This window comes from Mycolicibacterium arcueilense, assembly GCF_058536225.1.
This window is the reverse complement of record NZ_JBZTYL010000007.1, coordinates 382566-396467: the sequence shown is the minus strand read 5'-3', so window position 1 is coordinate 396467 and position 13902 is coordinate 382566. Positions and strand designations below refer to the sequence as shown.

The 13902-nt window shown below is 65.0% G+C and carries 13 protein-coding genes; 9 read left to right on the top strand and 4 right to left on the bottom strand.

Annotation, left to right across the window (positions count from 1 at the left end; genetic code table 11):
* Window positions 1–37: 37 nt before the first annotated feature.
* Complete coding sequence (locus AC4LGL_RS06075) at window positions 38–1540, bottom strand: aldehyde dehydrogenase family protein (RefSeq protein WP_491838045.1); 1503 nt, start codon at window positions 1538–1540, stop codon at window positions 38–40.
* A gap of 113 nt (window positions 1541–1653) precedes the next feature.
* Between AC4LGL_RS06075 and AC4LGL_RS06070 the strand changes: the two genes are divergently transcribed.
* The 5 genes from AC4LGL_RS06070 (at window position 1654) to AC4LGL_RS06050 (ending at window position 6662) form a co-directional block, all read left to right on the top strand.
* Window positions 1654–2862 (top strand): acyl-CoA dehydrogenase family protein, encoded by a 1209-nt coding sequence (locus AC4LGL_RS06070; protein WP_491838044.1) that lies wholly within the window; start codon window positions 1654–1656, stop codon window positions 2860–2862.
* Window positions 2859–3839, top strand: a complete 981-nt coding sequence (locus tag AC4LGL_RS06065) for an acyl-CoA dehydrogenase family protein (protein WP_491838043.1) — start codon at window positions 2859–2861, stop codon at window positions 3837–3839. Before AC4LGL_RS06070 ends, AC4LGL_RS06065 begins: the two co-directional genes overlap by 4 nt.
* Window positions 3840–3849: 10 nt before the next feature.
* The gene (locus AC4LGL_RS06060) at window positions 3850–4992 is read left to right on the top strand and encodes an acyl-CoA dehydrogenase family protein (RefSeq protein ID WP_061263206.1); all 1143 of its coding nucleotides are present in this window, start codon (window positions 3850–3852) and stop codon (window positions 4990–4992) included.
* Between the two features lie 111 nt (window positions 4993–5103).
* Window positions 5104–5844: a FadR/GntR family transcriptional regulator gene (locus tag AC4LGL_RS06055; RefSeq protein WP_061263205.1), complete on the top strand. Its 741-nt coding sequence runs from the start codon at window positions 5104–5106 to the stop codon at window positions 5842–5844.
* Entirely contained in the window at window positions 5841–6662 is an 822-nt protein-coding gene (locus AC4LGL_RS06050; RefSeq protein ID WP_491838042.1) for a PaaI family thioesterase, read from the top strand. Before AC4LGL_RS06055 ends, AC4LGL_RS06050 begins: the two co-directional genes overlap by 4 nt.
* Before the next feature lie 45 nt (window positions 6663–6707).
* Here the strand turns inward: AC4LGL_RS06050 and AC4LGL_RS06045 are convergent, their stop codons facing one another.
* The 3 genes from AC4LGL_RS06045 to AC4LGL_RS06035 are packed head-to-tail and all read right to left on the bottom strand — an operon-like array spanning window position 6708 to window position 9903.
* The gene (locus AC4LGL_RS06045; protein WP_061263203.1) at window positions 6708–7517 is read right to left on the bottom strand and encodes an enoyl-CoA hydratase/isomerase family protein; all 810 of its coding nucleotides are present in this window, start codon (window positions 7515–7517) and stop codon (window positions 6708–6710) included.
* 11 nt (window positions 7518–7528) lie between these two features.
* Complete coding sequence (locus tag AC4LGL_RS06040) at window positions 7529–8689, bottom strand: thiolase C-terminal domain-containing protein (RefSeq protein ID WP_061263202.1); 1161 nt, start codon at window positions 8687–8689, stop codon at window positions 7529–7531.
* On the bottom strand, window positions 8686–9903 hold the full coding sequence (locus AC4LGL_RS06035) for a Zn-ribbon domain-containing OB-fold protein (RefSeq protein WP_491838041.1): 1218 nt from the start codon (window positions 9901–9903) through the stop codon (window positions 8686–8688). Before AC4LGL_RS06035 ends, AC4LGL_RS06040 begins: the two co-directional genes overlap by 4 nt.
* Before the next feature lie 106 nt (window positions 9904–10009).
* On the opposite strand from AC4LGL_RS06035, the gene AC4LGL_RS06030 reads away from it, so the two are divergent.
* The 4 genes from AC4LGL_RS06030 to AC4LGL_RS06015 are packed head-to-tail and all read left to right on the top strand — an operon-like array spanning window position 10010 to window position 13883.
* On the top strand, window positions 10010–10861 hold the full coding sequence (locus tag AC4LGL_RS06030; protein ID WP_235680577.1) for an SDR family oxidoreductase: 852 nt from the start codon (window positions 10010–10012) through the stop codon (window positions 10859–10861).
* Window positions 10858–11991, top strand: a complete 1134-nt coding sequence (locus AC4LGL_RS06025; RefSeq protein WP_061263200.1) for an acyl-CoA dehydrogenase family protein — start codon at window positions 10858–10860, stop codon at window positions 11989–11991. The genes AC4LGL_RS06030 and AC4LGL_RS06025 overlap by 4 nt, the downstream gene beginning before the upstream one ends.
* On the top strand, window positions 11988–13058 hold the full coding sequence (locus AC4LGL_RS06020; RefSeq protein WP_151247257.1) for an acyl-CoA dehydrogenase family protein: 1071 nt from the start codon (window positions 11988–11990) through the stop codon (window positions 13056–13058). The genes AC4LGL_RS06025 and AC4LGL_RS06020 overlap by 4 nt, the downstream gene beginning before the upstream one ends.
* A gap of 45 nt (window positions 13059–13103) precedes the next feature.
* Window positions 13104–13883, top strand: a complete 780-nt coding sequence (locus tag AC4LGL_RS06015; RefSeq protein ID WP_491838040.1) for an SDR family oxidoreductase — start codon at window positions 13104–13106, stop codon at window positions 13881–13883.
* Window positions 13884–13902 lie beyond the last annotated feature (19 nt).

The window sequence follows — 13902 nt, the reverse complement described above, 5'->3', positions numbered from 1 at the left end:
TCAGAGCAGTACATCTCAGTACACAGTTGCCAGAAATTCAGCTCAGCGGGTATCCGATGGTCTTGGTCTGCAGATGCTGCTCGAAGCCCTCGATGCCGTTCTGCCTGCCGATACCGCTCATCTTGTATCCGCCGAACGGCGCATCGGCGCCGTAGTACATGCCGCTGTTGATCATCAGCGAGCCGGTCCGGATGCGACGAGCGACGGCCATGGCGCGCTCGTTGGAGCCCATGATCCCGCCAGCCAGACCATATTTCGAGTTGTTCGCCATCTCGACGGCACCGTCGTCGCCGCCGTCGTACGGGGTGATCGACAGCACCGGGCCAAAGACCTCCTCCTGGAAGATGGTGTGATCCGGTGCGACGTCGGCGACAACCGTCGGCGCCACGAAGAAGCCACGAGCCAAGCCCTCGGGCACACCGCCGCCGACGGTGACCCGCCCCCCTTCGGCCTTCGCAATCTCGACGTAGTTCAGGACCCTGTCGCGCTGCTTCGCCGACACCAGCGGACCGCAGAAGGTGTTCGGGTCGGCCGGGTCACCTACGGCAAGAGCGCCGAATGTCGCGGTCGCAACCTCGACGGCCTGGTCATAGTGACTGCGCGGCACCAGCATTCGAGTTGCCAGCGCACAGCCCTGCCCGGAATGCATCAGCGCGCCGATACAACCCGGCAGCGCCATATTCAAGTCGGCGTCGTCAAGTATGAGATAGGCCGATTTGCCGCCGAGCTCGAGCATGTTGCGCTTCATGGTGTCCCCGGACAGCCGCTGGATCAGCTGGCCGACCGCCGTCGAACCGGTGAAGGAAATCATGTCAACCCGCGGATCGGTAACCAAGCGCTGGGCAATGCCATTGTCCGACGTCGTCACGATGTTGACGACTCCGGCTGGAATGTCGGTCTTTTCGGCGATGATCCGACCCCAGCGCAGCGCGCTCCACGGGGTCTCGATCGCCGGCTTCAGCACCATGGTGTTACCAGTGGCCAGGACCTGGCCGATCTTGTTACTGATGATCTCGAACGGGAAGTTCCACGGCGTGATGGCCCCGACCACACCCATGGGCTCCTTCACCACGACCCGGTTATAAGGCACGCCCATCTTGGCATCCTGGGCGAGCATCCTTTCCCACTGGAAGGAGGAGATCAGCTCTGCGGGGTACCGGATGGCATCAGCCAGCGGCCATTCCAGCTGCGCGATATAGGTCATCCCCACCGTCGCACCGACCTCGGCGATCAGCTCGGCGCGGATATCTTCCTTTTCCTCCTGCAGCGCCTCGTGTAACTGGATCAGGCAACGCTGACGCAACGCCCGGTTGGTCGACCAGTCGGTGGTGTCGAAGGCGTGACGGGCAGCGGCGATCGCCTCGTCCATATCCTCAGCACCCGCATCGGCAGTGACACCGAGCACCTCCTCGGTCGCGGGATTGAGGTTGTCGGCTGTCTGACCAGTCGCCGCCTCACGCAGTTCACCGTTGATCAGCAGTCGAGCCTCGGGGTTGAAGTTGCAGTTGACGGTGGCGGCGGCGGTCGGTGAAGCCGTCATTGGCAGTCCCTCTCCAAGAAGTGTTGGCTTGCGCTATTGTAGCCCTTTATAGATAACTGTTTAGCGGATTCGGCTTTCTCGACGGATCCTCGACCCAACGAAGGGGGATCCGGTTGACCGCCCCTGCCGACAGCGCCGTGACCGGCCGCCGTCACGACGAGTATGTCGCCCAAATCGCCGTGTTTCGCCAGGACTTCCGGCGCTACCTGCGTGAGCTGGACGTGGCCGATCAATGGCGCTCGGCCGCCTTCACCAGCGCCGAGGACGGCCTGGCCCACGATGCCACCGTAATGGCCCGGTTGTACTCCGACGGCTGGAACCGGTACGGATGGCCTGAGTCCGCAGGAGGGCTGGGCGGCAACGAAATTCACCGCGCGGTCTACTACGAGGAACTCGGCTACGCGATGCTGCCGATCCCGGCCCAGCATTGGACGTTGGAGACGCTCGGCCCGGCCCTGCTGAAATTCGCACCCCACCTGGGCGCCCAGTATCTGCCCGGTTACCTCAGTGGTGCCGAATGGTGGGGGCAGAGTTTCTCCGAGCCGGAGTCCGGCAGCGACCTGGCCACGCTGCGTACCCGCGCGGTCTACGACGGTGCCGGCGGATTCGTCCTCAACGGCCAGAAGATCTGGACCAGTCAAGGGCCGACGGCGACGCGCTTGTTGGCGCTGGTCCGCACCGGTGCGCCCGAGAGCCGCCACCGCGGACTGACCATGATGATGGTAGACGCTGATGCACCGGGTGTCACCATCCGGCCGATCGCGCTGGCCAGCGGACGCCGGGAACTGGCCGAGGTGTTCTTCGACGATGTACGCGTCGACCGCGAGCGAGTGGTCGGCGACATCGACGGTGGCTGGGCCGTGGCGATGCACCTGATGCAGTACGAACGCGGAATGTACGGCTACGCCGTGCTGAACAAGGTGCTCACCGAATTGAGCCGTCTGCGGGAGGACATGGTCACCGCGGGTTCGACCGCCGCACAACGTCAGCGCTTCGCCCGGGTGTACGTCGACGTCGCGGCCGCTCAGGCCCGCACCGCCACCACCGTGCGTCGGCTCGCCGCGGGTGAGGCGGTCGGCGCCGACAGCAGTATCGACAAGTTGTTGTTCGGCCGCGCCGAAAGAGACGTCAACGATCTCGTCCTCGAGATCACCAGGGATCACCTGATAGCCGGGGTCGGGGCCGGCGGGGCCGTGCTGAACACCGCGCGTGCCGAGTGGTGGTATTCGCGCGCCGCCACGGTGATGGGCGGTACCGCTGAAGTGCAGCGCGGCATCATCGCCGACCACCTCCTCGGCCTCCCGAAGGAGAGGGGCAAATGACCGACGAATCGTGGCCGATGGTCGAGGAGGCGGTATTCCGGCTCTTCGACGAGCTGGCCGGCAAGGGCACCCCCGAGCATGTGACGATCGGCCCGCGGCTCGCCGACCTGGGCTGGTCGGACATCGAGGCCGAGTATCCGGTCGAGGCCTGCGAACTACTGTTCCGCGCCCAGGGCCGCTCGCTGGCACTCACCGACTGCCTGGACCGCGTCATGTTGGCGGAATTGGCCGGACTGCTCGACGGACCTGCCGACCGTGTCCTGCTGCCCGACCTGACGCCTGGGCACCTCCCTGGCTCCGATGAACACCACATCTCGGGTATCGCACTCGGCCCGCTGGAGGGCCGGTTGGTAGTCCCTGTACCAGGACCGATGGGTTCGGTGTCGATCTGCGTGGTCGACGCCTCTGGATTACACGGCGAACGCCTGGACACCTTCGATGCATCGGTCTGCTGGACACAGGTAACCGGTCCACTGGACACTCCCCTCGTCGAGGCGTCCACCGAGTGGAACCAGGCGATCGCCGCAGCACAGCGGGCTTTGGCCACCGAACTGGTAGCGCTGGCCGAGCAGGCGTTGCGGATCGCCGTCGAGCACGTCAGCGTGCGTGTGCAGTTCGGCGGACCGATCGGATCGTTCCAGTCGCCCCGGCACGCGCTCGCGGATGCGTCGGCGGCGCTGGCCGGCGCGCGGGCTCTTCTCGGCGAGTCGTGGCGCTACGGCGGCCAGCTGTCGGCTATCACCACCAAGTCCGCAGCCGGGCGGGCGCACCGCGCGGTCAGCGACGTAGCACTGCAGGTGTGCGGCGCGATCGGCCTGACCGCCGAACACGATCTGCACCGCTACGTCACCCGCGGATTCCAGCTGGATGCGCTGTGCGGTTCGCACGATCAACTGGAGTCGCTCCTCGGCGAGCGGCTCTTCGAAACCTACACCCCGGGCCAGGCACTCCCCGCGGTCGTCACGTGGGCTGAGTAGAGGGATTTTTATGCGCCGCAACATCTTTGATGAGATCCACGACGACTTCCGAGCCACCGCCCGGGAATTCTTCGAGCGCGAATGTGTGCCGAACGTCGAGAAATGGGAGAAGGACGGCAAGGTCAGCCGTGAAGCGTGGCTCGCGGCGGGCGAACACGGCCTGATCGGCTGGGAGTTCGACGAGAAGTACGGAGGACTGGGTGTCAAGGACTTCCGGTTCAACCAGATCATCTCCGAGGAGATGTTCGGTACCGGATCGGTCGGTATCGGTCTGGGCGTGCAGAACGACATACTGATGCCGTACCTCAACCACCTCACCACCGAGGAACAGAAACAGCGCTGGCTGCCCGGCTTCGTCAAGGGCGAACTGATCGGCTCGATCGCGATGTCCGAGCCTGCGGCCGGATCGGATCTGGCAGGCATCAAGACGACCGCCCGCGACGAAGGCGACCATTGGGTGGTCAACGGCCAGAAGACCTTCATCAGCAACGGCCTGCTCTCCAAACTCGTGCTGACCGCAGTGAAGACCGACCCCTCGGCGCGGCACAAGGGCATCAGCCTGCTGATGATCGAGGACGGCATGGAGGGGTTCACCCGGGGTCGCAAACTCGACAAGATCGGCCAATACTCCGCCGACACCGCCGAACTGTTCTTCGAGGACGTCAAGGTGCCCAAAGAGAACCTGGTCGGCGAACTCAACCGCGGCTTCTACCATCTGGTGTCCAACCTGCCCAGCGAGCGTGTCGGCGTGGCCTGTTACGCCCTGCCCGCCGCCCGCCGCGCACTCGATCTGACCAAGGCCTACGCGCTGGAACGAACCGCATTCGGCCAGCCGATCGGCAAGTTCCAGGTCAACCGGCACTTCCTGGCCGAGATGCAGACCAAACTCGACGCCGCTCAGACCTACCTCGATCAGTGCGTGCTGTCCGTCAACGACGGCACCCTGACCGACCAGGACGCTGCAGGCCTGAAGTGGTGGACCTCCGAGGTCCAGTGGGAGATCATCGACCGCTGCCTACAGCTGTACGGCGGATACGGCTACATCAATGAGTACGAGGTTGCCAGACTCTGGCGCGATTCACGGGTACAGCGGCTGTACGCCGGCACTACCGAGATCATGAAAGACCTCATGGGTCGGGCGATGGGTTACTGACAGATGACTTTAGTCACTGGCGGGGCGCCAATACCCAGATCGAACCAGGGATTCGGTTAACCTGCAATACAGTTAATGATTTTGTAGATTGCACAAGCGGTGGAGGTTGTCATGGAGGTCACCAGTCTTCGGGAGCCGAAGATGGCGGATCGGGTGGCCACGGTGCTGCGCCGGATGTTCATCCGGGGTGAGATCACCGAAGGCACCATGCTGCCCCCGGAATCCGAACTGATGGAGCGCTTCGGGGTATCGAGGCCAACCCTGCGAGAAGCGTTCCGTGTGCTGGAGTCCGAGTCGCTGATCCAAGTTCAACGCGGAGTGCGGGGCGGCGCCCGCGTCACCCGTCCCCAGCGCGAGACACTCGCACGCTACGCCGGTCTGATCCTCGAGTACGAAAGCGTCACCGTCAAGGATGTTTACGAGGCCCGCGTGACCCTGGAGGTTCCGATGGTCGAGCAGTTGGCCAAGGACCGGGATCCAAAGGTGATCGCAGAACTGGAGCAGATCGTCGAGCGTGAATCGCAGCTGACACCCGGCAACGAGGCCGTCGACCAGCTCACCGACTTCCACGCCGCGATTTCTCGCCTGTCCGGAAACGCCACGCTGCAGATCGTCAGTGACATGCTGCACCACATCATCGAGAAGGCCAACCGCTCATTGCAGCCCACCAGGGGTGACCGCGCCGAGCAGGCGGTCCGCCGGTCGGCCAAGACACATCGGATGGTGCTGGACATGATCAAGGCCGGTGATGCGGAAAAGGCCGGCGCACTCTGGAAGAAGCATCTTCAGAAGGCAGAGGAGTTCGTCCTGTCCGGATCTGAATTGTCCACTGTCGTCGACCTTCTCGAATGACGGGTGTCGACGACCGGGTAATCGAGTATGACCTGGAGACGCCGGATTCAATTCAGGTTCGGTTCGGGATCGAGTACCTCGAATCGCGACCGGACGAAGGTACCGCCGTGTACTCGATGCCGATGGAGCGCTTCTGCAATCCGGTCACCGGCGCGCCGACCATCGGACCGTTGGCCATCCTCATCGATGCGGCGGGCGGGATCGTCAACCACTACCGCAGGCCGGTAGAGCAATGGACGGTGTCCTCCGAGCTGTCGGTGGAACTCAGCACCGATGACACCAGGCATCTCAACGGCCCCGTCATCGCGAGCGCACGCACGCTGGGTCCAATAGGAGCGACTTCGCTGTCGATCTGCACCCTGACCTATCGGGGTGCCGTGATCGGCGGTGGAACGGTGCGGTCGTTTTTCATCCCAGCCGATGGTGTCCTCACCAAGCGACCACCGGAAACATTGCGGCGGACAGCGCAGACCACCCTGGCGGATCTGATGGCGGTAGCGCCTCGCCGCGACACCGACGGCGTGGTACTGGCCCAGCGCCCAGATCCCAACCTCAACAATGACATCGGCATCGTGCACGGCGGTGTGGCTTCCACCGGTCTCGAACTCGCCGCGTCAGCGGCGATCAACGGGACCGACGACGCGCTGCGGACGGGCTCGTTACGGGTGAACTTCCTGCGGCCGTTCTTCGCCGGTGCGGACTCCCGCTACGTGGGTACCTCGCTGCGGGTGGGCCGCAACACTGGCGTCGGCGACGCGCAGGCCATCGGTGACGACGGCAAAGTGGCGATCACCGCGCGGGTGACCGCCTATCGCTGACCTGCGATTTTGGGGCGCAGGACAAAAGCCTGCGCCCCAAAATCGTTACTTCTTGGCGCGGGCCCGGAACGCCGCGACGCGTTCCTTGAACTCCGGGGTTGAGAATGATGTCAGTTCTTCGGCGAGCGCGTACTCCAGCACACCGTGCGCAGCGCGGGACAGATGCATATTGAGCGCCACCTTCGACGATCGCAGAGCCTGTGGCGGCAGCGCGGCCAACCGCTCACCCAGCGCAAGTGCCTCGTCGAGTACCGCATCGTCGCCGACCACCTTGGTGACCAGGTTGAGTTTCTCGGCGATCGGGGCGGTGATGCGATCCCCCAGCAGCACATACTCTTTGGCTTTCATCATGCCGATCAGTAGGGGCAGCATCGCCGCACCGCCGTCACCGGCGGTCAGCCCGACCGCGACATGCGGGTCGGCCAGGTAGCTGTTCTCCCCCATCACCAGCAAATCGGACAGCAGGGCGATTGAGCACCCGAGTCCCACCGCGGGCCCGTTGACCGCGGATACCAGCGGTTTGGGGAAGTTGATCACCTCGAGAAAGACCGTGCGCGCTTCATGGATCTGGAATGCCCGCGCCGCCTCATCCTCGATCAGACGACCGAACATCACCATGTCACCACCGGCCGAGAAGGCCTTGCCAACCCCGGTGGTGACGACGGCCTTCACATCGTCGTCGGCGTCCAGCACCTTCCAGATGGTGGCGAACGCGTGGTGCACCTCCTCGGTGACCGCGTTCAACGCTTCGGGACGGTTGATGCTCACCACGTGCACGTTGCCGCGCTTTTCCACCAGCAGCCACGGGGCGAACTGCTCGTAGCCGGCCAGGGTCGCGATCTCGGATGTCGTCATGTGATGTCCCGTCAGTTCTTCTTGTTGGAAAGGATGGTGACCGCGGAGACCGCGGTCGGGCCGCCGATGTTGTGGGCCAACGCGACTCGCGCACCGTCAACCTGATTCTCGGCCTCACCACGCAGCTGGTTGAACAGTTCGTAGCATTGCGCGACACCGGTTGCGCCTGGCGGGTGGCCCTTAGCCTTCAGTCCCCCGCTCGGATTGATCGGGATCGATCCGCCAACGTAGTGCTCGCGGCCCTCGACCAGCTTGTAGGCCTCGAATCGCTCGGCGAACCCTAGATCCTCGTAACTGATCAGCTCGACCCCGGTGAAGCAGTCATGGACCTCGGCGACGTCGATATCACGCGGAGTCACGCCGGCCATCGCCATCGCCGCTTTCGCCGCCCGTACTGTCGGCGGGAAACTCGTCATATCGCCCTTGTGCTGGTGCATCACCCGGTCCATACCCAAACCGACACCACGCACCCAGACCGGCCGGTCGGTGTAGCGATCCACGACCTCCTCGGCGGCAAGGATTACGGCAGCCGCGCCGTCGCTCTGAGGGGTGCAGTCATACAGCCCGAAGGGTTCCACTACGATCGGCGCAGCCAAGGCCTGCTCGACGGTGATCTCGTAACGCAGTTGGGCTTTCGGGTTCTTCAGCGCGTGGAAGTGGTTCTTGACCGCCACCATCGCCATGTGTTCCTTGGTTGCCGGCGACTCGTGCAGGTAGCGGACGACGTGCAGCGCGAAGTTCGCGGGTGCAACAAGCCCCAGCGGATAGTCCCAGGCGTTATCGCGGGTCATCGCCGCCCAATCCCAGAACGTAGTGCTCGACGAGGTCTCACGTACCTTGTCCGCACCGACCACGAGCACCACGTCGTAGAGCCCTGAAGCGATAGCCAAGGCCCCGTTGCGGATCGCGTCATTACCGGTGGCGCAGGCATTTTCGACGCGGGTGACCGGGATGTCGGTGAGGTCCAGGGTGTCGGCCAGGATGCCCGACGGGAAGCCGTCGGTGGTGGACAGCTCGCCGAACCAGGCGGCCTGGATGTCTGATTTCTTGATGCCCTTGTCGACGTGGGCGACTGCCTCGGCGTACGCCATCGGGATCAGGTCTTTGATGCCGAGGTCGAAATGCTCGGCGAACGGGGTCATCCCCGCGCCGATGATCGCGACATTCCTCATGCGTGGGCTCCTTCCGTACTTGTGGGCCAAAACGCATAGCCATAGTCGGGAACGCCGGCGCGGTCGGCGATCTTGCGAAGAACCACCGATCCCGCCTGACCGATGGCAGCCTCACCCGCGGGGACGCCGGTGACCTTCATCAGCACCCGGACGGAACTGCCGTCGAGTTGGACGACGGCGATCGAATACGGGCTGGGCAGGTCCGGCACCGGGATCCGAATGGTGGTCTGGGTGTAGACGGTCCCCGTACGCGGCAATGGTTCCAACCGGTAGTCGGTGACCAAGCCACCGTCGTCGCTAACCCGGGCGCGCGGCGGGAACTGCGGAGCCACGTCGATGCCGGGCTGCTCGTCGAATACTGCCGCTTCCCACCGCAGTTTAGGTTCGAACGCGCGCGCATAGGCAGGCAGCGAGATCGGGATGCCGTTGCCTTCGGCGGTACGGAATGTGGGCAGCTCCCGCGACGGGGCCTCGTCACGTGTGATCGTCGGGGCTTTGGCTGACGTGATGACTTCGGCCGCCGTCACGCTGGACTGCTCGACCGCCAGCAACAGACCGCTCGTCTGACCTTTCTCGATGAGATTGGCCAGTGCGCGGATGACTCCGGAGGCCGACGAGATCGGGTCTTCGATCGCACCCCTGGCATCGACGTCGCCGCCGAGCTCTCTGGCCTTCACGCCGACGACGGCCGCAACCCTCCGGGAGTTGTCCAGCCTCAATCGCGCAACGGTCGACTTGACCCCGACCTCACGATCCAACCGCGGGTCCCCGTAGTGATGACGCGTGCCGTCCTCACCCCGGGTGGTGGTCGGCAGGCTGCGGATCTGCCGGGCGACCGGCGCCAGGGTGGCGCCTTCGGCGCCGGTCAGGACCGCGGCCGCCCCGGCTACCGATGCATCGTCCGCGGCGATGACCAGGGTGCCCTCGATCGCCCCGAGGAGTTGGTCGAGCACGGCTGGTGCACCGCCGAGCACTTCGCTGACCGGCACATCGGCGGCCAGCGACAGCCCTGCCAGCAGGACACCACCGTTACCCCCTTCCAACAGCGGAAAGTCGCGTGACACCAGCACCACCCGGCGTGCGGTGGCATCGAGGTCGGCGGCACGACCGGCGGCGACCGCCATGGTCAGCGCGTCCTCGTCGGGCCCTTTCACGCGGCGTTCGCGCACGGTCCATGGCGGCAGGTAGGTGCCGATCGCGGCGACCTGAGTCATAGCGCCTCACTTTGGTCGGTGGCCGCACTACAGCAGCCAACTAATGAGCTATATAGTTATAGCATTCAAGGGTACAGCCGAGCGACGGCGGAAGGACAACTGGACTGTGAGCATTCCTGCTCCTAACACTCTGAAGGATCGTGTCGTCGTGGTGACCGGCGCCAGCCGCGGTATCGGCGCTGCCATTGCGGTACGCGCGGCCCAGGACGGTGCGGCGGTGGCACTGCTGGCCAAGACCGAGACGCCCAGTCCGAAAATCGCGGGCACGCTGGCCGAGACCGCGGAGGCGGTGCAGCGCGCCGGCGGGCGGGCGCTTCCGGTGGCGTGCGATGTCCGTGATGCCGCCGCGGTGGCATCGGCCGTCGCGGCGGTCGCCGACGCGTTCGGCGGCATCGACGTCGTGATCAACAATGCCGGCGCGCTGGATCTGCGACCGACCGAGACTCTGCCCCCGAAGAACTTGCGCAGGCTGCTGGAAATCAATGTCGAAGGTCCCTTCGCGGTGGTTCAGGCAGCCCTGCCGCACCTGCGGAAATCGGCAAATGCTCACGTGGTCAACGTTTCTCCGCCGCTGAGCCTCGAACCCCGGTGGGTGGGCGCCCATGTCGGGCACACCGTCGGCAAGTACGCCGAAAGCTTGCTTACACTCGGCTGGGCCGACGAATTCGCCTCCGTGCCGATCGCGGTCAACTCGGTATGGCCGGCCACCACGATCGCCAGCACCGGAATGATGGTTGCGATGGGCGAAGCGGAGGTGCGCGCCCAGGCTCGGAGCCCGCAGATCATGGCCGACGCGGTGCACGCGCTGGTTACCCGTCCGGCCTCTACGTGCAGCGGACACTTCTACACCGACGAGGAGATCCTTCGCGACGAGGGCCGCGACGACCTGTCGGACTACCGACTGGCCGCCCACGAGCAGGACCTGACGCCCAACTTTTATCTGACGGCCGCCCGGTGAGTGCCGACGATGCGCCCGAGCTGGCCAAACTTCGTTCCGCCGTGCGCGATTTCCTGCGAGCCGACCACGCAGAGTTCGGCTGGCAGCCAGCCGTCGACTCGTGGCTGGGCGGCTGGGATGAAGGATTTTCAGCACGATTGGGCGCTGCCGGCTTCGTCGGCCTGACCATCCCGCGCCGCTACGGCGGTCATGAGCTCGGCCACCTGCACCGCTACGTGGTGGCCGAGGAACTGATCGCGGCGGGGGCACCGGTGGCAGCGCACTGGACCGCTGACCGCCAGGTTGCGCCGAGTTTGTTGACCTACGGCACCGAGGACCAGCGTCAGCGCCTGTTGCCCAAGATCGCTGCCGGAGAGCTGTATTCGTCGATCGGCATGAGCGAACACGGCGCGGGATCCGACTTGGCCGCAGTCACCAGCAAAGCCACCCGCACCGACGGGGGTTGGCTGCTGTCCGGCACCAAGGTGTGGACCAGCGGCGCCCACCATGCACACCAGGTGGTGGTGCTGGCCCGGACCAGCCCCGCCGACCCCGAGCACCGTCACGCCGGGTTCAGCCAGTTCCTGGTGCCGTGCGCGGCGAAGGGCGTCCGCGTCGAACCGATCGCCTTGATGTCCGGTGCACACCATTTCAACGAGGTGATCTTCGACCAGGTGTTCGTTCCCGACGACGACGTGCTCGGCGAGGTCGGAAACGGTTGGCACCAGGTCACGTCGGAGTTGTCGTTCGAACGCAGCGGGCCTGAACGCATCCTTTCCACCGGCCCATTGCTGTTCGCCGCAATCCGCGCGCTGGGGTCCGGGCAGGCAGTCGATGACCGCACGGCTACCGCGGTGGGTGACTTGCTGGCCCGGTTGATCTCGTTGCGACAGCTGTCTTTGTCGGTGGCCCGCACGCTCAGCAACGGCGGCGACGCGGCGAACCAGGCGGCGTTGGTGAAAGACCTCGGCACCAGCTTCGAAGCCGCGTCCGTCGGGTTGATCGACGACCTGCTCGAGGCATTGCCCCCGACTCCGGAAGTGGAGACCATGCTGAGAACGGCCTGGATGCACAAGCCCATGTTCACGTTGCGTGGCGGTACCAACGAGGTTCTGCGCGGCGTGATCGCCCGCGGAATGGGGTTGAGGTGACTGCACTCGCAGGAGGAGTGTTCGGCTCCGGTGACCGCAATGACGATGATGCCGAGCTTCGCCGGCTCGTCGACGATCTGGGTCGGCTTGCCTTCGACGCTCGGCTAGGTCACCGAGCCCTACCCGATCGGTTTGACGCCGACCTGTGGCGCATCCTGGAAGACGCCGGACTGGCCCGTCTGACGAGCACCCCCGATAATGGCGCCGGTCCGCGAGAGCTTGCTATCTCGCTCTATGGCCTGGCCCGTCATGCCGGGTCAGTGCCGCTGGCCGAAACCGACCTGTTGGCAGGGTGGTTGGGCCTCCGTGCCGGCATCGAATTGCCAGAGGGCCCGATGACGGTCGCCATTACCGACGCAGACACCAACGGCCGCCGGGTCACCGGGACGGCACGGTCGGTGCCGTGGGCACGATCCTGCGCAACGGTGCTCCTGGCGGTGCGCGTTCCGGACGGACTGCGGGTGGGCCTGGTTGAGGTGCCGCCCCGCAGCCTGCGCGAAGATCACAACCTCGCTGGCGAACCCCGCGATTCGATCACGTTCGATCTGCCCGCCGATCAGTTAGCTGTTGTAGACCCGGAGCTGGGTGAGGAACTGGTGCGGCGTGGTGCATGGTCACGTTGCGTGCAGATCGTCGGGGCGCTGGACGCTGCCGCCGCACTGTCGGTGGACCACACGCGCGAGCGTGTCCAATTCGGCCGCCCGCTCAGCGCTTTCCAGGCCGTGCAGCAATCATTGGCCGGGATGGCCGGGGAGATCGAAACCGCCCGTGCGGCTGCAGAACTGGCTGTCACCACGGCCGTCGAGCATGGCTTCGATTCTCCCGCCACCGACTATGCCGTCACGGTCGCCAAAGTGACAGTCGGACGTGCTGTCGGTCCGGTCACCACCGTCGCGCACCAACTGCACGGCGCGATCGGCGTTACCCGCGAGCATCCCCTGTGGCTCTTCACTTTGCGCGCTCAGAGCTGGGCCGAAGATTACGGCACCACTAGGCAGTACGCGTGCAAGCTGGGCCGGCTTGGCCTCAGTACCGAGGATCCGTGGGACCTGGTCGCGGCGACATGACGCAACCGAAAACCCAATGAAAACAACAGGAGAGAAGGAGTACCGGTGACGGTTAAGAAATTCGAAGGCGCATCGGCGATTGTCAGCGGAGGCGCGGGAGGCCTGGGCGAAGCCACGGTGCGCCGACTCCACGCCGACGGACTCGGCGTGGTGATCGCCGATCTCGCCGCCGACAAGGGCAAGGCACTGGCTGATGAGTTGGGCAGTCGGGCGCTCTTCGTCAGCACCGACGTGACGAGTGACGAAAGCATCCTCGGTGCCATCGAACAGGCCAACCAACTGGGCGAGCTTCGCTACGCCGTGGTGGCGCACGGTGGTTTCGGTGTAGCCCAACGTATTGTGCAGCGCGACGGCAGCCCGGCCGACCTGGGCGGCTTCACCAAGACCATCGACCTCTACCTCACCGGTACCTACAACCTGACCAGGCTGGTCGCGGCAACGGTGGCCGCCAGAGAACCCCGCGAGGATGGGGAACGGGGTGCCATCGTGATGACTGCGTCCATCGCGGGCTACGAGGGTCAGATCGGCCAGACAGCCTATGCCGCAGCAAAAGCGGGTGTCATCGGATTGACCATCGCGGCCGCTCGTGACCTCAGTTCGGCAGGCATTCGGGTCAACACGATCGCGCCTGGCACCATGAAGACGCCGATCATGGAATCGGTCGGCGAAGAGGCCATCGCCAAGTTCGCGGCCAATATCCCGTTCCCGAAGCGTCTGGGCGAACCCGATGAATACGCGGACGCTGCGGCATTCCTACTGAGCAACGGCTATGTCAACGGCGAGGTGATGCGCCTCGACGGCGCACAGCGCTTCACCCCAAAGTAGCCCCGACGGCCACGGTCTG